14 protein-coding genes are annotated in these 17739 nt (G+C 51.2%); 12 read left to right on the top strand and 2 right to left on the bottom strand.

Features of this window, described 5'->3' with window-relative positions:
- Positions 1–10: 10 nt before the first annotated feature.
- The 11 genes from I8J30_RS04220 to I8J30_RS04170 all read left to right on the top strand — a co-directional run bounded on the left by I8J30_RS04220 (position 11) and on the right by I8J30_RS04170 (position 11882).
- Positions 11–940, top strand: a complete 930-nt coding sequence (locus I8J30_RS04220; RefSeq protein WP_210655643.1) for an aldo/keto reductase — start codon at positions 11–13, stop codon at positions 938–940.
- Complete coding sequence (locus tag I8J30_RS04215; RefSeq protein WP_210655641.1) at positions 937–1704, top strand: sugar phosphate isomerase/epimerase family protein; 768 nt, start codon at positions 937–939, stop codon at positions 1702–1704. The genes I8J30_RS04220 and I8J30_RS04215 overlap by 4 nt, the downstream gene beginning before the upstream one ends.
- A gap of 38 nt (positions 1705–1742) precedes the next feature.
- Complete coding sequence (locus I8J30_RS04210) at positions 1743–2465, top strand: glycerophosphodiester phosphodiesterase (RefSeq protein WP_210655639.1); 723 nt, start codon at positions 1743–1745, stop codon at positions 2463–2465.
- A 182-nt stretch (positions 2466–2647) separates the two neighbouring features.
- Positions 2648–3601 carry an ABC transporter permease gene (locus I8J30_RS04205; RefSeq protein WP_240547771.1) on the top strand — a complete coding sequence of 318 codons (954 nt, stop codon included), beginning with the start codon at positions 2648–2650 and terminating at the stop codon, positions 3599–3601.
- Positions 3602–3687: 86 nt separating this feature from the next.
- On the top strand, positions 3688–5436 hold the full coding sequence (locus I8J30_RS04200; RefSeq protein WP_210655637.1) for an extracellular solute-binding protein: 1749 nt from the start codon (positions 3688–3690) through the stop codon (positions 5434–5436).
- Between the two features lie 122 nt (positions 5437–5558).
- Positions 5559–6467, top strand: coding sequence for a carbohydrate ABC transporter permease (locus I8J30_RS04195; protein WP_210655635.1), 909 nt, complete (start codon positions 5559–5561; stop codon positions 6465–6467).
- A 23-nt stretch (positions 6468–6490) separates the two neighbouring features.
- Positions 6491–7384, top strand: coding sequence for a CehA/McbA family metallohydrolase (locus tag I8J30_RS04190; RefSeq protein WP_210655633.1), 894 nt, complete (start codon positions 6491–6493; stop codon positions 7382–7384).
- A gap of 77 nt (positions 7385–7461) precedes the next feature.
- Positions 7462–8472 carry a LacI family DNA-binding transcriptional regulator gene (locus tag I8J30_RS04185; RefSeq protein WP_210655631.1) on the top strand — a complete coding sequence of 337 codons (1011 nt, stop codon included), beginning with the start codon at positions 7462–7464 and terminating at the stop codon, positions 8470–8472.
- 47 nt (positions 8473–8519) lie between these two features.
- Positions 8520–9473, top strand: a complete 954-nt coding sequence (locus I8J30_RS04180; RefSeq protein WP_210655629.1) for a carbohydrate kinase family protein — start codon at positions 8520–8522, stop codon at positions 9471–9473.
- A gap of 32 nt (positions 9474–9505) precedes the next feature.
- Entirely contained in the window at positions 9506–10966 is a 1461-nt protein-coding gene (locus I8J30_RS04175) for a leucyl aminopeptidase family protein (RefSeq protein ID WP_210655627.1), read from the top strand.
- Between the two features lie 28 nt (positions 10967–10994).
- Positions 10995–11882 carry a metallophosphoesterase family protein gene (locus I8J30_RS04170; protein WP_210655625.1) on the top strand — a complete coding sequence of 296 codons (888 nt, stop codon included), beginning with the start codon at positions 10995–10997 and terminating at the stop codon, positions 11880–11882.
- Positions 11883–11996: 114 nt separating this feature from the next.
- Here I8J30_RS04170 and I8J30_RS04165 read toward each other — a convergent pair whose 3' ends face one another.
- Both I8J30_RS04165 and I8J30_RS04160 read right to left on the bottom strand, forming a co-directional pair.
- Positions 11997–14024, bottom strand: a complete 2028-nt coding sequence (locus I8J30_RS04165) for an ABC transporter ATP-binding protein (RefSeq protein WP_210655623.1) — start codon at positions 14022–14024, stop codon at positions 11997–11999.
- A gap of 59 nt (positions 14025–14083) precedes the next feature.
- Positions 14084–15835 (bottom strand): ABC transporter ATP-binding protein, encoded by a 1752-nt coding sequence (locus tag I8J30_RS04160; RefSeq protein WP_210655621.1) that lies wholly within the window; start codon positions 15833–15835, stop codon positions 14084–14086.
- Positions 15836–16337: 502 nt separating this feature from the next.
- On the opposite strand from I8J30_RS04160, the gene I8J30_RS04155 reads away from it, so the two are divergent.
- On the top strand, positions 16338–17708 hold the full coding sequence (locus I8J30_RS04155) for a DUF4832 domain-containing protein (protein ID WP_210655619.1): 1371 nt from the start codon (positions 16338–16340) through the stop codon (positions 17706–17708).
- The last annotated feature ends 31 nt before the right edge of the window (positions 17709–17739 follow it).

Below are 17739 nucleotides of genomic sequence, written 5' to 3'. Positions count from 1 at the left end.
GGCCTGATCAATGAAGTTCATGGAAATCAATGGCGTTCGTCTGTCCCGGCTCATTATGGGAACCGGCGACTTAAGCAAGCTAAATGGAACGGACATGTTGGACACGTACGTGGCCGCAGGTGGAACAACAATAGATACAGCACATCAATATCGTCGTGCCGAGACCATCATCGGGCAATGGATGACGGAGAAGGGAAACCGAAATCAAATGGTCATTATGACCAAAGGGGCTCATCACAATGACGGCAGCCCCGGGCCTCGCGTGAATGCGGAAGCCATACGCAAGGATTTGTTCGAAAGCCTGGATCGATTGGAAACGAATTATATCGATTTGTATGCCCTCCATCGAGACGAACCGGGAACGCCGGTCGGGCCGATTATGGAGGAGTTGAACCTGCATCTGAGCGAAGGACGCGTTCGGGCGATCGGCGCTTCCAACTGGACGCATCAGCGCATTCAGGAAGCGAACGACTACGCGCAAGCGCATGGACTATCCGGTTTTATGTTCAGCAGTACGAATCTTGCTCTGGCTGTGGCCAATGAGCCGAGATGGGAAGGCTGCGTGTCGGCGGATGAACAAGCCAGCCAGTGGCATGAACGTCGTCAATTGCCGCTGCTGGCATGGTCTGCACAGGCAGGTGGGTTCTTTACAGGTTTATTTTCGCCTGAGGATCGAACCAATTCGGACATGGTACGCGTCTATTATAACGAGGACAACTGGAAGCGTTATGAGCGAGCGAAGAAGCTGGCGGAAAGCAAAGGCGTCACCGCTCTGCACATCGCCTTGTCGTTCGTGCTCAATCGACCGTTTCCAACCGGGGCTATCATTGGTCCGCGCAGCGATGCGGAGCTGATGGATTCCGTGAAAGCGATGGAAATTGAGCTTACTGAATCCGAGCAGGAATGGCTGGATCTAAAGCGAGAGGAGCTTGCGGTATGAGAGAGAAGCTGGCTGCTCAGCTGTACACGTTAAGGAATGAATTGAAGAAAGACTTCCCCGGCACGCTGCGCGAGCTGAAGAAGATGGGCTGGCAGGCGGTGCAAATCGATGGCTTGCATGGAAATGATCCGCGCGAAATCGCATCGGTAATGGATGAGCTAGGTCTGCAAACCGCCGGGATGCATGTCGGCCTGGAGCGTATGAAGCATGATTTGCCGGCCGTATTGGAAGAAGCGAGATTGTTCAAAACGAGAGATTTCATCTGCCACTCGCTGCCGGATGAACTCATGAACCCGGAAGGCTATCGAAGTGTGCGCGAAGCGCTGCGTCAAGTTGCGGGTCAAGTAACTTCGCTCGGCTTTAGAGCCGGCTACCATAACCATGACTTTGAATTCCATACGTCCATGAACGGGCAATACGCGCTGGATTATGTGCTGGAGCTGGATGCGGAGAACCCGGTCTATGCGGAAATCGATACGTACTGGGTCAAGAAAGCGAATGTGGATCCGCTCGCGTACATCCAACAATACGCCGGGCGCATGCCGATTCTCCATTTGAAAGATATGACTGCGGACGAGCGAAGATATTTTGCCGAGGTTGGCAGCGGCATTATCGACTTTATACCGATTATCCGGTGGGGAGAAGCCAGCGGCGTAGAATGGTATGCCGTGGAGCAGGATTATTGTCCGGGCAGTCCGATGGACAGCCTGGCATTAAGCTTCGAGAATTTGCTTCGCATGGAGCCGGAAATCAAACGGAAATAAGAGAGTCCGAGTTCAATCAGGAGAAGGAGCCGATCAAGATGCGTAAACCATTAACCGCAGCCCATACGGGCTGCGGCGTACACCCGGATAATACGTTAGCTTCGTTCTTCGAGGCGATGGAGAGCGGCGCCCATATCGCAGAAGTAGACGTACATGTGACACTTGGCGATACGTGCGTACTGCTGCACGATCATTCCCCCGCTCTGCACAAGTATACCTATGTGGAATTGAATGCTCCCGAGGTAAGGGAATCAATCTCGCCTGACTATGCGGAGCATGAGATCGCAACGCTGGAGCAAATTTTGCGGATATCGGGTACTCGCTCCATGCTGCTCAATTTGGATCTCAAATCAACCGATGCCATTGATCCGACAGCTAAACTGATCTACCGGTTCGCTGCACAGAAACGCGTCTTTATTACGGGGGCATCTGATGCGATGGCTGCGAAGTACCCCGATATAAAAGTGATGTACAACACCCCTCATTCGTGGTTTGAAGGGAAAGGCGAGCGCTATGTCGAGTTTGCGGATTCCGTATGCCGGACAGCGCGATTAGGCGGTTATGCAGGATTGAACATGGAGAGCTCCACGTGCCGCCAAGAAGTAGTGGATCGTGCTCATGCAGAAGGACTGCTCGTATGGGTGTATACCGTGAATGATCCTCAAGAGATGAAACGACTGATCGGACTCGGCGTAGATGCCATTACAACGAGGGTTCCGAGACTACTGTTAAGTATTAATGAAGAGTATAAAAACGTATAGCCATAATTGAAATTTGTTGTTATAATTAAACCAATGGTTGCGCTTACTTTCCGATTCACTGGAAAGTAAATTTTTTAACCGTTTCTGGTATCGCTACCAGAAAATCAATCAGAACCGATTCAGAAGCAACAGAGCACAACATGAATTAGCCATTTCTCCGAAAAGAAGGTGATTCCCGACTCATGGCAAATGTCTCGACAACTTCGCAAGTGAAGCTGAGAAAACCCAGAGCCGCTTTGTGGAAAAACATTATGCAGCATCGGTATTTGTATTTCATGCTACTGCCTTGTCTCGTGTTCTTCATCGTTTTTTCGTATATTCCGATGGGCGGCCTGTTGTTAGCCTTTAAGGAATATAAGTTCAACAAAGGCATCCTCGGAAGCCCATGGATCGGTTTTGACTATTTCGTCACCTTCTTCAACTCCTACCAAAGCAAGAGTCTAATCCAAAACACACTGATTATCAGCAGTATGAAGCTGTTTCTGTACCTGCCTTTTCCGATTATACTGGCACTTATGTTTAATGAAGTTCGCAACAAATGGTTCAAGAACATTTCGCAGAGCGTGCTCTATCTGCCTCACTTCCTGTCCTGGGTTGTCGTTGTCGGGTTGATTCAGCGGATTCTCGCGCCGGACACCGGCTTGCTCAACCAATTTATTGCCAATGTTGGCGGTGATGGAAGCACCTTCTACATGATGGATCCTAAGTATTTCTACCAAATCATGTTCGGCAGCCACCTATGGAAGTCGATCGGCTGGGATTCGATCATTTATATGGCAGCGATTTCAGGCGTCAACCCCGATATGTACGAAGCCGCCAAGATCGATGGCGCGGGCAAGCTTAGGGAGATCTGGAACATAACGCTCCCGTCTATTATGCCGACTGTCGTGATTCTGTTCATCTTATCGCTTGGAAACATATTATCCGCCGGATTCGATCAGCTTTACCTGCTTCGAACGCCGGGAAACATGCAATTATCCGATATTTTAGATACCTATATCATTCGTGTCGGCTTACAAGGCGGTCAATATGGCTATGCAACCGCCGTTGGGTTACTGCAAGGCGTTATCGGATTGATCTTGGTCGTACTGGCTAATCGTCTGTCTCGCAAAGTATCGGAAACCTCACTATGGTAGCGCTACCATGAATGGCGCAACGTTCTGATGGTGGAAACGTCAACCGACGTATTCATAAAAAAAATCGAAATAAAGGGGAAAAACGCATGAGCAGAAAATGGACGAAGTTTTTAGCGATTCCTGTTATGGTTTCCATGCTACTCGCAGGTTGTTCCAACAATAACGGCGGCAACAACACGAGCAATGAACCTGCTGCAAACAGCAATACCGCTTCAGACAGCAATGCCACTGCTACAAATGCACCTGAAGGAAAGCCGGCAACATGGATTGCAGACCGTAAGATTAAAGGCCTCGTATTCATGGGAACCGACGATTACACCGAGGATATGAACCCTGAGATCAAAGCGCAAATCAAAGAGAAAACCGGCATTGATTTCGAAATCGAAATTATGAAAGCGGAGCACTCCATCGATGGATTGATTGCAGGGCTTGCGGCGAACGACCTGCCGGATTTCGTTGCTTTCTATCTCAATAACAGCGGTCGTCCGGAGATGCCCGTAGTGCTGAAAGCAGCTCGCGAAGGCATGTTCACCGATCTGGCTCCGTTCTTCAAGGATTCGAAAGTGTACAGCAAGTATTTGCAGGATGATTACCTGCCAATGGATACGCAGTTCGGCGTTATGTTCCGTCCGGAATTCAACGGCTCTACATATTTCGCCCATATGAACATTCAACGCGAAGGCGGTCAAGTTTCTTGGAAAGGCGTTGGAGGTCCATACATCCGCAAGGACATTGCAGATGCACTTGGCGTAGATCCACGCACCATTACATCGACCGATCAGCTGTATGATTTGGCTAAGAAGATTAAAGATGGCAATTTCAAAGACAACAATGGCGGTCCCGTTACGCCGATCGGCCCATCCTACTGGGGCGGTAAAGAAGTCGGAGCCTTGTTCAACGATCTGGAATGGGGTGCGGACGACCAGCGGATTAAGCAAACGAAAGACGGTAAAATCCTGCACGAAGCCCAAACTGAGTTTGCTATGAAGAAAGTCGACTATGTTCAGAAGCTGATCAAAGAAAAACTCATTCATCCGGAGTTCTTCACCATTGACGAGAGCCGTGCAACGGAAGGCGCGCTGAACGGTTCATGGGCGATCATCGCCGATACGCACAGCTACCAAGAATTCAACCAAGATATGCATTACATTCCGCTTGGTCCGATTAACCAAGTAGACGGTCCTTATCAAATGCAAATTTCCTATAAGTCCGGTTACTCCGCTTGGGCAATTCCAACAACGACAGAGAATCCGGAAGATGTCGTTAAATTCGCCGATTTCCTTGCAAGCCGTGAAGGCAAGCTGCTGTGGAAATACGGAATCGAAGGCCGCGACTACACATTGGACGACAAAGGCAATCCGCTGGTAAAACAAGAAGTCGTGGATTTGAAAGCAAAAGATCCTAACGAAGCGAAGAAACTCGGCTTTGGCGGCGTAGGCAACAACTGGGGGGACATCCTCGGCAGCACGGATAACGATAATTTGGTTGATTTCGGCGAAGCCAATTATGGCGACAATGCAAGTTCAGGCCTGTTCCCGGCTGTAGAGCAAATCGCGACGTACTGGAACTTCGATGAGAAGGTGAAGAACGGCGTTGTATCCGATGCCTACCAACCGACTTCGTTCATCGGCGAGTTTAGTAACGGTACCGAATTGAAAACCGCATTTGATAACTATAATGACAGCCTGATCCAAGCGTATTACAGCAAAAGCCACGACGAAGCGAAGAAGATTCTGGACAATGCCCTGAAGCAAATGGAAGCATCCGGCTTGGACGATTACTTGAAGCTTCTTGCTGATAAGAACGCGGATCCAAAAACAAAAGTAAAGCTATAACAGCTACCGGCACAAAATGATCACCAGATGGTTTGGCGGTTGTATCCGCGACCCGGATAGAACCGCCTTTCTATTGTAGTTTCGGAGTGTGGTTTCTTCGAGGTGTAGGAGGAGGGAAGACAGTGAATGAATTTTATAAGATCAGCCCAGGCGAAAGAATATTCCGCATCATCAATTACATCCTGATTGTCCTCTTGTGCTTGTCTATCATTCTTCCATTCCTGAACATATTTGCGCTGGCATTTAATCCGGGCAAAGATGCGGAAAGAGGCGGTATCTTCTTCTGGCCTCGCATCTGGTCGTTCGAGAACTTCATGAAGGTATTTGAAGCGTCCAATATCGCATCCGCCTTCGGGATATCGATCTTCCGTACCGTGGTCGGCACGGTTTCCAGCGTGTTTTTGACCGCAATGGCCGCCTATGCGTTAAAGAGCAAAACACTGCCCGGCGGAAAGTTTTTCATGATGCTCATTTTCTTTACGATGCTGTTTGGCGGAGGCATCATTCCCTACTACATGCTGCTCAAGTCGATTCATTTAACGAATAACATTTGGGTGTATGTCATTCCAAGTTTATACAGCGCATGGAATTTGATCATTATTCGGACCTTCTTCCAGCAAATTCATCCGAGTTTGGAAGAATCGGCGCGAATTGACGGATACAACGACTTTGCCATCTTTATGCGCATCATCATGCCGCTTAGCCGGCCCGTAATTGCAGTAATTGGTTTGTTCAATGCCGTAGGGCATTGGAATGATTGGTTTACCGGTGCGTTCTTCGTTCGCAAAGCCAGCCTGCGTCCGTTATCGACCTTGCTGCAGGAAATGCTGACAAGCGCCGAAGCGATGCGCGATACGCTGAATCAGGCTGCGGGCACGACCAAATATGAGCTGCTCGACAAAATCCAGATTACGGGCAATTCACTGAAGATGGCGACAATTATCGTGGTCGTGGCTCCGATTATTATTATCTATCCTTTCGTACAGCGTTATTTTGCTAAAGGCATTATGATCGGTTCGATGAAAGAATAGCGGGAGAGAGGAAGAAATCGCAGATGAAAATCTTGAATAGCTACACGCAGACGGGCAAGTGGTGGAGAGGGAGCTTTCATAACCATACGACGAACAGCGATGGCTGGTTCCCGCTGGAAACGGTCTACAAGATGTATGGCGGCTACGATTTTCTGGGCATTTCCGATCATGATAAAATAACGAAACACGAAGGCGAACGCAGCATTCCCACCGTATTTGACGCCATTGAAGTGAGCAGCCGCCAGACGCACATGCTGCTCGTTAATCCGCCGCATACGATGCTTGATGATTACAGCAACGAATTTACGATCGAGAATTATCAGCGGTTGGCCGATATGGCAGTCGACAACGGCGGGTTTGCCGTATTGGTCCATCCGAACCGTTTCTTCTCCAATTATTGGACGCTCGAAGATATGTTGAAGTTGGAACGTTATATTGGAATCGAAGTGTATAACGGCGACGGCAATCCGGAGTACGATATCGCTTTCGATAAATGGGATGCCTTGTTGTCGAGCGGGCGTAAGGTATGGGGTTTCGGCAACGATGATTCGCATGTATACGGTCAAGAGAAGCGAGCCTGGAATATGGTGCAGGCGGAAGAAAACACGAATGAAGCCATTACGCAAGCGATCAAGAACGGCAATTTCTATGTATCTACGGGGTATGGATTCGATGCCATTCGCACGGAAGGCCATACGATTATCATTGATCTCCGTTCGAACGAGCTGCTCGATAAAATGTATAAGTATGTGACGTTCTTCGGAAAAGACGGCAGGGTGCTGCAGGAAACGACCGGAAGAATCAGCCAGGCAACGTATGAATGCAAAGGCGATGAAGGGTATGTACGCATTGCGGCCTATTTGGAAGGCGGATACGGAGCATTTTCCCAACCTTTATTTGTCGAATCTAGTAAATAGTGCTCAGAAGCGAAAAGGAGTTTGTTTCCTTTACGGCGAACTGTTTTCAAATTGAATCTATAAAGAGGGTGAGTAATGTGCAGCCAAAAATTAAAGACGTGGCACGCCTGGCGGGCGTTTCGGTAACAACCGTATCCCGTGTGTTGAACGGCGAGAAGTATGTCAAGGACGATCTCAAGCACAAAGTCAATCTTGCAATCGAGGAATTGGGGTATGCTCCCAGCCATATTGCCCGTAGTTTGGTGCGTAACAAAACGAACCTGATCGGTGTGATCGTCCCGGATATTACCTCCAGCTTCTATGCGACTATTCTTAGCAGCATTGAAGAAGCAGCAAGCGCAAACGACTACAATTTGCTGGTGTGCAACATCAGCGAGGATATTGATAAGGAATATAAATATTTGAACGTCTTTCAAGAGATGCGGGTTGAAGGCATCATTATTATGCATGAGAAGATCAACGAGGAGATTCGCAATCTCATTCATAAGATGAAGATTCCGGTTATTTTCTCCAGTGTCAAACCGATGGATCAACAATTCGTATCTGTCATCGTCGACGATTATAAGGCAGCTTATGATGCGACGACTTATTTGATCGAGCTTGGGCATGAAGAAATCGGGTTTATCGGCGGCGACATGCGAGACATCACTTCAGGCCAAAACAGGTACAGCGGGTATCGGAATGCGCTCACGAGCAAAGGCATTCGGATCATTCACGAGCATATCCGTTTCGGGGACTACAAGGTGAAAAGCGGTTACGCGCAGATGAAAGAGCTGCTGCGAGTGAGCCAGCGGCCTACGGCGGTATTTGCGGTCAGCGATGATATGGCTGTCGGAGCGATGAATTGTATCCGTGACCACAATCTTCGCGTGCCTGAGGATATTTCGGTCATCGGCTTTGATGGCAGCCAATTAACCGAGCTTACGAGACCCACGTTGACCTCTATGGAACAACCGATTCATGAAATGGGCAAAGAAACGATGCGCCTCCTGCTCCACCAAGTTGAGACCGGTGAGGAGCCAAGCGGGGACCTCGTGCTCGACCATCGCCTGGTGGCGCGAGAGAGTTGTATACCCAGGAAGAAATAGAAGAGCAGAGGCAAGCATATCAGGAGTAGGGCGGAGATGAAGCAACCTTGAAAAAATACGACGCAATTGTAATTGGGGACGCGAACATCGATTTGGTCGTTGCCGGCTGCAACGAGCTGCCGAAGCCCGGACAAGAGGTGCTTGTTCAAAACATGACGATTCATGTGGGCGGCGGAGCCGCATTGTTCAGCTTGGCGTTGGCAAAGCTGGGCTTGAAGATTGCCTTCAACGGCATACTTGGTGAGGATGGTTTCGGACACTTCGTACGAGATCATTTGAACCAGTATGGAATCGATACCAGCTATATCCGCAGCAGCAGCAGCAATACCGGCATTTCCATTGCCATCAATCCGGAGAAGGATCGTTCCTTCATCACCTATATGGGATCAAATGCGGAGCTGAGCATGGGGTTGTTGGATCTGGAAAGCGTTGCCCTGGCAAGACATGTGCATTTGACCGGTTATCGGGGAAGAGAGAATCATGCGGAATATATGAAAGTGGTTCGAAGCATTAAGGCGCTTGGCGTGACGACCTCTATCGATGTAGGCTGGGATGATACCGGCGAATGGTTCTCGGGTATCTTTGAACTAATGAGCGAAGTGAATGTGTTCTTCATGAATGAAGTCGAGGCCGAGCATTATACCGGTTGCTCCGGCATTATGGATATCATCGCGAAGCTGTCCGCTTATAGCAGCCATTTCATAGTCAAGCTGGGTTCGACCGGTGCGGTTGCAACCGTAAACGGGCAGTCCCAGTTCCGTTCCGGTTTCCAAGTCCCCGTTGTCGATACAACAGGTGCCGGGGATTCCTTCAACGCCGGATATATCTACGGGTTTCTTAGCGGGCAGAAGCCGGAGCAGTGTTTATTGTATGGCAATGCATGCGGAGCCCTGTCGGTGACACAATCAGGCGGAAGCACGGGAACACCGGACCGAACGGCTATGGAGCATTTTCTATTCGAGAAAGCCAACTGTACGACGGACATCTGGGAGAGCGCATAAATCGTCCAAGCGAGTGGAGGGCACGAGCAGCCATGCATTTCGAAATAAGCCATGCTAGTGATGGGAATCAGACGGTAATCGTACCTGTCTTTGCAGAAAGCTTGGGGGCGGATTGGCCTCAAAGCCGGGAAGTGCTGCGAACGGCTTCCCTATTGCCGTATATGGGGGCCAGACATGCGATAACATGGTTTTATGGCGCTCACAGCGGTCAAGCAGACCTCATGTTGGTTGGACTTGGCGAAGTGGACAAGTTTAACCCGGCTGTTCTGCGCGAGGCGGCAGGGAATGCGGGGCGCGCTTTACATAAAGAGAAACGCGATTGCGCGGCAGTTTCCTTTGAAGCACTGGTTGCTGCCGGGGTCTCCACGGGCGGCATGTCCGCTTACATGGAGGCCTGGGTGGAAGGCTCGCTGCTGGGCACTTATGTGTTCGATAAGTATAAGTCGACGCCGGCTCAGCAGCATGCGGAGATCAAAGTCCGGCTGTTAGGCGATCTGACGGCGGAGGGGCTTGAAGCGATTCGCCTGGGACAGCTTCGAGCGGAGAGTACCATGTGGGCGCGCGATCTGACGAACGAGCCTCCCAACTACCTTCGTCCCCGCGATTTGGCGCAGAGAACAGCGGAGCGTTTTGCCGGCACCAAGGCGACGGTTTCGGTTTATGAAGGCGAGGAGATTGCACGCCGCGGGTTTACCGGATTAGCGGCTGTGGGGAAAGGCAGCATCCATCCGCCTGTATTTATCGAGCTTCGGTATTGCACGGATGAGACGAAGCCCCTTATCGCTCTAATCGGTAAAGGGATTACCTTCGATACGGGCGGCATCAGCTTGAAACGGGACAATGACATCAGCGATATGCGCATGGACATGGCTGGGGCTGCAGGCGTGCTGGGTGCTCTTGATATGGTCGTGCGCGCGGAGTATCCGGCCAATCTTGTCGTGCTTGTCCCATCGGCGGAGAACAATCCTTCCGATCGCTCGATGCTGCCGGGCGAAGTCATCCGATATGCGAACGGACTCACCGTTCAAGTCGGCAATACCGATTCGGAAGGCAGACTTATTCTGGCGGATGCCTTGGTTTATGCCCATCAGCTCGGCGCAGAGAAGGTCATCGATATGGCGACGCTGACGTATTCGGTCGTCGGCGCGCTGGGTACTGCGGTGGCAGGCGCTTTTGGCGAGAACGAGCTTGTACAAGCGTTGAAGGCGGCAGGCGAGCCTTATGGCGAGAAGATCTGGCAGCTGCCGATCATAGACGAGTATGAAGGCTACCTGTCCAGCGATTATGCGGATACGTCCAATATTAGCAGCGGGAATGGCGGAGGCGCGATTATGGCGGCGTTATTTTTGCGCAAATTCGTGCATCCCACGCTGACTTGGGCTCATCTCGATATGAATGGACCGAAGGACTGCTCTTCAGCCAAAGGCCAGCTTGCCGTTGGCGCGACAGGCTGGGGGACTCGTTTACTGGCAGCGTACGTTATGAGTTTATAGCTTTTAGAGTCCGGAGAGGAGATTTCCCATGGTACAAAATCGACTTCGCTTCCGATCGAACGGCAGCTTTTCAATTCTGCAATTTACCGATATGCATATTCAAGATGGGGGCGAGAAGGACGCCCGAACGCTCGCGCTTGTCGATCGAATGATCGCGGATGAGAAGCCGGATTTAATCGTCATTACCGGTGATGTCATTGCGAGCTACGATATTGAAGATCAAGAAGGCGCATTCCGCCGCGCCATCGCCGGAATTGTGAAGTCGGGCATCCCGTTTGCCGTCATATATGGCAATCATGATTCGGAGAAAGGAATTACGCGTCAGCGGTTGAACCAGATTCTGCGGGAGTACGACAATAACCTGTCCATCGATGGACCTGAGGACATTCACGGTATTGGCAATTACGTGCTTACCGTCGAGGGCTCCGCCAGCGATGAGGCTGGGGCTGCGTTGTATTTCTTTGACTCCGGAGACTATGCACCGGAAACCATTGGCGGTTACGCTTGGATTCAGCCGGATCAAGTGGAATGGTACCGCAATGAATCGATGGCGCTGAGAGAGAAGAGCGGCAATCAAACGCTGCCTGCACTCGCATTCTTCCATATTCCGATCCCGGAATACGAGCAAGCTTGTCAGCTTGGCACAATAGAAGGGATCAAAGGCGAGGCAGTCTGCTGTCCGAAACTGAATAGCGGTTTATTCGCGGCTATGCTTGAGATGGGCGATGTGATGGGGACCTTCGCCGGACATGATCATGATAATGATTATGTCGGCCAATTATTCGGCATTCAGCTATGTTACGGACGCGTCACGGGATACAACACCTACGGCAAGCTTGAGCGAGGCGCGCGCGTGATTACATTAGTGGAAGGTTCGCACGAGTTTGAAACTTCGATAAGACTGCACAAACCATAAACAGTGCAACAATAATAAAAGGGAGAACCCGAGGCGGCATTCACACCGCCAATCGGGTTCTCCCTTATTTATATAGAAACGAATTCGCCTCTGTGGTCGGAGACGGCAGCCTTGTCAGGCTACGATTCCGCTGACGGCTGCACCTTGCTGCAGCTGATACATGGCGTAGTACTTGCCGCCATGCTCCATCAGCTCGTCGTGATTGCCGCGTTCCACGATGCGGCCGCGATCGAGCACGAGGATCTGGTCCGCGGCTCGAATCGTCGACAGACGGTGAGCGATGACGAAGGTTGTGCGTCCCCGCTTGAGGACGTCTAGCGCTTGCTGAATAATCGCTTCCGTCTCGGTATCGATGCTTGCCGTCGCTTCATCAAGAATCAGAATCGCCGGATCGAACGCCAGCGCTCGCGCGAAGGAGATAAGCTGGCGCTGTCCTGCGGAGAGCGTGCTGCCTTTCTCAATCACCGGTTCATCGAGTCCGCCCGGCAGCTGCATGAACATGTCATACGCGCCGACATCGCGAAGCGATTGTTCCACCTTCTCGCGCGTAATCGTCGGATCGTCCAGACTGACGTTGGAAGCGATCGTACCCGTGAAGAGGAAGGGCTCTTGCAGCACGATGCCCATATGCTGGCGCAGCTGCTGCTTCGCCATCTCGCGCACATCGGTACCATCCACCGTGATTGTGCCGCGATCGATGTCATAGAAGCGGAAGAGCAGGTTCAGAATCGAGCTTTTACCTGATCCGGTATGGCCGACAAGCGCAACGGTTTCGCCTTGTTTAGCCGTGAAGTCGATGTTCTTCAGCACGTCTTCGCCTTCTTTGTACCCGAACGTAACATTATTGAATGCAACATGGCCCTTATAACGGTCCAAACGCTGATCCGTCACGGGAATGCCCGGCTCATCCAGAAGGGCAAATACCCGCTCAGCGGATACGCGCGCCACTTCCAGGTTGGACAGCTGATTGACCATACCGACGATCGGCGACATCATCCGGTTCATATAATCGATGAACGCGTAAAGGACGCCGACCGAAACGGCCGCTCCGAGCCAGCCGCCCGCAAACATCCATACCACCGCAATGAAAATGATATTACGGAAGATCGTAAGCAAGTTGTGGCTCGTAAACGAGTTCAAATAGAGCAGCTTGTTCTGGTATTTAAAATATTCGTCGTTCATCTCATGGAATTCCGCCATCGTTTGTTTCTCGCGGCGGAACACTTGAATAATCGGCATCCCTTGAATGGATTCGTTGATCATGCCGTTAATATCGCTCAGTCGCGAACGAATGACATGGTTGTAGCTGGATGCAAATTTGCGGTATACGACGATCCACACGTAGAGGATTGGCAGCAAAGGCAGCGCAATCAGCGCGAGCTTCGCATCGAGCACGAACAAAGCGCCCATAATCGCGGTCATATAGATAATGCCGGAGAAGAAGTTTGCCAGTACCGATACGTACAGCTCGCGAATCGCTTCGGTGTCGTTGGTTACCCGCGAGACGACCTTGCCTGCCGGGAGATTGTCAAAATATTGAACCGGCAGCTCCTGAATATGCCGGAACACGTCGTTACGCATCTTGCGCACAATCCGGTTAGCGGAAACTTGGAGCAAATATTTCTGTCCATACGCCAGAAGCGCTCCGATCAGCAGCAGGCCGACATAACCGGAAGCGAGCGTGATCATACTTCTAATTTCCGGTTTGTAGAAGCCGTAGGTTTCGTTCCTGCTCATCTGCACCGCAGGGAATTGCTGCGTGCTGTCATCCTTCGCCGTGACGGTTAGCTGACCGTCCTTAAATGAGAGCGATCCGGTGCTTGGTACACCAGGTGCATCCACAAAATAATACGTCAGCCCGGACTGCATCACATGCACTTCCCGGCCTTTCACTTCGCCTTCCTCCCAGTGGTCAGCTCTCTTGTACCAGCTGTCCTTGTAGGGGACGGCATAACGCCCGTCTTGCTTGCTTTCATACCACGGTTTCTGTATCCCCATAATGTTCGTATCGATCATTCGTTTAGCCAGGAATGGTCCTACAAGCTCGACGGAGATGGCCAAAGCCAGCAGCAGAAGCGCCAGCAGGATCGGCCTTTTATAATGCCAGGCGTATTGAAACAATCGTTTTCCGTTGTTACCCATTTTAGTTGTCACCTTCATTTCATTTATCCTAGTATGCGTACAATCGAGCCGGCAGCCGATTATTCTTCCACGAGGGAAGCGAGCTGCTGCCGATCATACTGCTCTTTATACCAGCCATTGTTCTGAATCAGCTGATCATGTGTGCCTTCTTCCGTAATGCGGCCCTCATCCAGCACAAGAATCCAATCCGCGTGCTGTACGGCCGATAGGCGGTGGGTCGTAATAAGCGTCGTCTTGCCAGCTCGTTCTCTTCGGATGCCTTCAAGGATTTCCGTCTCTGTCTTCGCATCGACAGCGGATAGCGCATCATCCAGCATCAGTATTTCCGGATTGGCTATAACGGCTCTCGCAATGCTGACCCGCTGCTTCTGTCCGCCTGAGAGCGCAACGCCCTTCTCGCCGACCAGCGTCTCGAGGCCATCCGGGAGGAACGTGACATCCTTGCGGAATGCAGCGAGCTCCAGCGCTTTGCCGAGCAGCTCGTCGTCCATGGTGACACCGGAGGTGCCGTAAGCGATGTTCTCGCGAATGGTCTTACTGAACAGGATCGGCTGCTGCGGCACATAACCGATCCAGCTGCGGATTTGATCGAGCTCGATCTCCGTTATAGGAACGTCGCCTGCTTTCACGCTGCCTTGACCCATCGGATATTCGCGAAGCAATTGCTTGAGCAGCGTCGTCTTGCCGCTTCCCGTTCTGCCGACGATTCCGAGCGTCTCGCCTCTGCGGAGCTTAAAGGAGATATCGACCAGATTGTCGATCGTCGAGGAAGGGTAACGGAACGTCAATTGCTCGTATTCGATGGATTCCGGAACCGCCATGGCTACCGGCGATTGCGCATCCTTCACATTTGGCTTAATGCCCAGCGTCTCATTGATACGGTCGAGAGAGGCATTGCCGCGCTGCATAATATTAATCAGTTCCCCAATGGCGAACATCGGCCAGATGAGCATACCGAGGAACATATTGAACGATACCATTTCCCCGAGCGAAATTTCGCCGCGGAAGACGAGCACGCCGCCATAGCACAGACCGATTAAGTAACTGATCCCGACCAGAATTTTGAGTGCAGGCTCGAACAAAGCATCGATTTTGGCAACAGCAATATTTTTGCTGAACACTTCATCCGTCATGTCGCTAAACCGTTTCCGATCTGCTTCTTCTTGGACGAAAGCGCGAATGACCCGCACGCCCGATACGGATTCAAGCACCTGATCATTCAAGTTACCGAAGGCATCTTGCTGCACCATGAACCGCTCATGAATTTTCTTGCCGAAATGCTGCATGACCAGTGCCAGAATCGGCAGCGGCAGCATGGCCGCAAGCGTCAGCTTCCAACTGATCAACACGGCCATTACGAAGAGAATCGTCGTCATGAACACGGTGGAATCAATCAGCGTGAGAATCCCAAAGCCTGCCGTAGTCGATACGGCGCCGAGATCATTCGTTGCCCGGGCCATTAAGTCTCCGGTACGGTTACGCTCGTAGAACGTAGGCGTCATCTTGAGAAGATGACGCATCAGCTTGGAACGGAGCGTGCGTTCCAGCATGAAGGCAGACCCGAACAGCAGGGACCACCATACACAAGTAATGAGATAAATGGCGATCGTAAGGGCGGCCCAGAACAGCAGAAGTTCGGTCAGCTTCCCCGTCGTCATCGTGCCTTGCCCGATGCTGTCGACGGCATACCCAATTAATTTCGGAGGCGTAACCTCCATAATGCCAACGATTGTCAGCAGAACGCCCGCAACCGTGTAGCGTTTCCAATGCATTTTGAAAAACCAGCTTAGCTTCTTAAGTACAGCAAACACGTCGATCAACAACCTTTCTTAACTTCTGAGGAACAAAAAAAGGCATACCGCCGTAAGCGATACGCCTGACCCGTTTGAGCAGAAACAGTTTGAGAACTGTCGCCACCTGACCCGAGTGCAATAAAAAAGGCGCACGATTACGTCACCGTAACCATGCACCTTCTAACGTTATGATGCGAGAATCTGCCATTCTCCGCCTCTTAACGTCGGTTTGCGCGAGGGTTACGTACATTTCGATTGTATGTTCCGCCTGCAGGCAGAAACGATCCATCCATATGTCGGTTAAACATATCGTAACCCTCCTTTCCGTTCTTCAAAGTATATGTGAGTACTTTATCATCGCCCCCTCAGCGCTGTCAACGGGGGATTTGAACGCTCGTGCTTATTATTTTCTTGTTAAGATCCAGTAGCGTACTAAATTTACATATTATGTTATTCTAGTAGCGATGAGTCTATTAAATAGAGGGTTGGTGTTCGCATGGCCATGGGAAGCCGTATCGCAATGTATCCGAAAGTGATTCGTGACGTGCTCGTCAATCCGGGAATCGGTTTTATGACATTTCAGCGCTTTAACGGAGATCCGCTTAATCCGGGCACCAGGCATTGGACAGAAGGACATCCGATCGAATACCAGACCTATAGCGGGAGCTTGGCAAATGCAGATTACCCCATGACATCGCTCGCGTATTATCGCGTGTACTGGAAGTATCTTGAGCCCGAAGAGGGCGAATATCGCTGGGATTTGATCGATACTGCGCTATCCGTGGCGCGCGAGCGTAAACAGACTCTTCAGCTGCGCATCGCGCCTTATGGCGTAGGGGAATCAGAGGATGTGCCGGCATGGTTTCGCGCCTCAATAGACAGCAGCAGCAGACCGCTGCCGGATGCCAAATGGCAGGTGGACCCAGAAAATCCGCTGTACGCGAAGCATTTTGGCCGGTTTATTCGGCTAATGGGTGAACGGTATAACGGTCATCCGGATTTGGAGACGGTGGATATGTCCATTGTCAGTGCATGGGGAGAGGGCGAATCCTCGCACCTGCTGACCGAACAAACGCGCGCGGCTCTGGTAGACGCCTATACGGACACATTCATAGATACGCCTTTAGTCATGCTGTTAACAGATCCCTATACGAATCAATATGGCCTGACGAAGGCTAATGTGGGCTATAGGATGGATTGTCTTGGCGATATGACCGAAGGAGCGGCTCATATGCTGGACTGCTATCCGCAGCAGATCCTTCAATGCGGGATGCAAAATGCCTGGAAGAAAGGCCACATCTCCTTTGAATCCTGCGGGGTGATGTATTCATGGTTCCACCGCGGTGTCGATATCGACTACGTAATCGATCAATCGCTGAAATGGCATATGTCCTCCTTCAATGCCAAATCATCGCCCGTTCCGCGAGAATGGGAGAGTCAGGTGAATCGCTGGCTGCGCTCGATGGGCTATCGCTTCGCGCTGCGCAAGTGGACTTATCCTGAGGTCGTTAAGCCCGGCGGCAAACTGGATTTCACCTCCTGGTGGGAAAACCTGGGCGTTGCGCCAATCTATCGAGGGTTTCCGTTGGCGGTGCGACTGGTAAATGAACGAAGCTGCAAGGTGTATCTGACAGACGCCGATATCCGGGATTGGCTGCCCGGAGACATCACCTATGAGCGGTCACTCGATATTCCGCCGGATATGCCGCTTGGTCATTACCGGCTGGAAGTCGCGCTAGTCGATAGATCGACCGGTGAACCGGCTGTCCGCCTTGCATCTGAAGGAAGACAGCCGGATGGCTGGTACTCGGCAGGAACCGTCCACGTCCAAACCGAGCTCGATCCACCGCCTTCGCCGCTCGGCGAGATTGTGGTGTCGCCGTGGCAATGAGTTTATTTCATTATTACTTATATCGAGGTTC

The organism is Paenibacillus lignilyticus, from assembly GCF_017942085.1.
Lineage (GTDB): Bacteria > Bacillota > Bacilli > Paenibacillales > Paenibacillaceae > Paenibacillus_Z > Paenibacillus_Z lignilyticus.
This window is presented reverse-complemented; position numbering and strand designations above follow the sequence as displayed.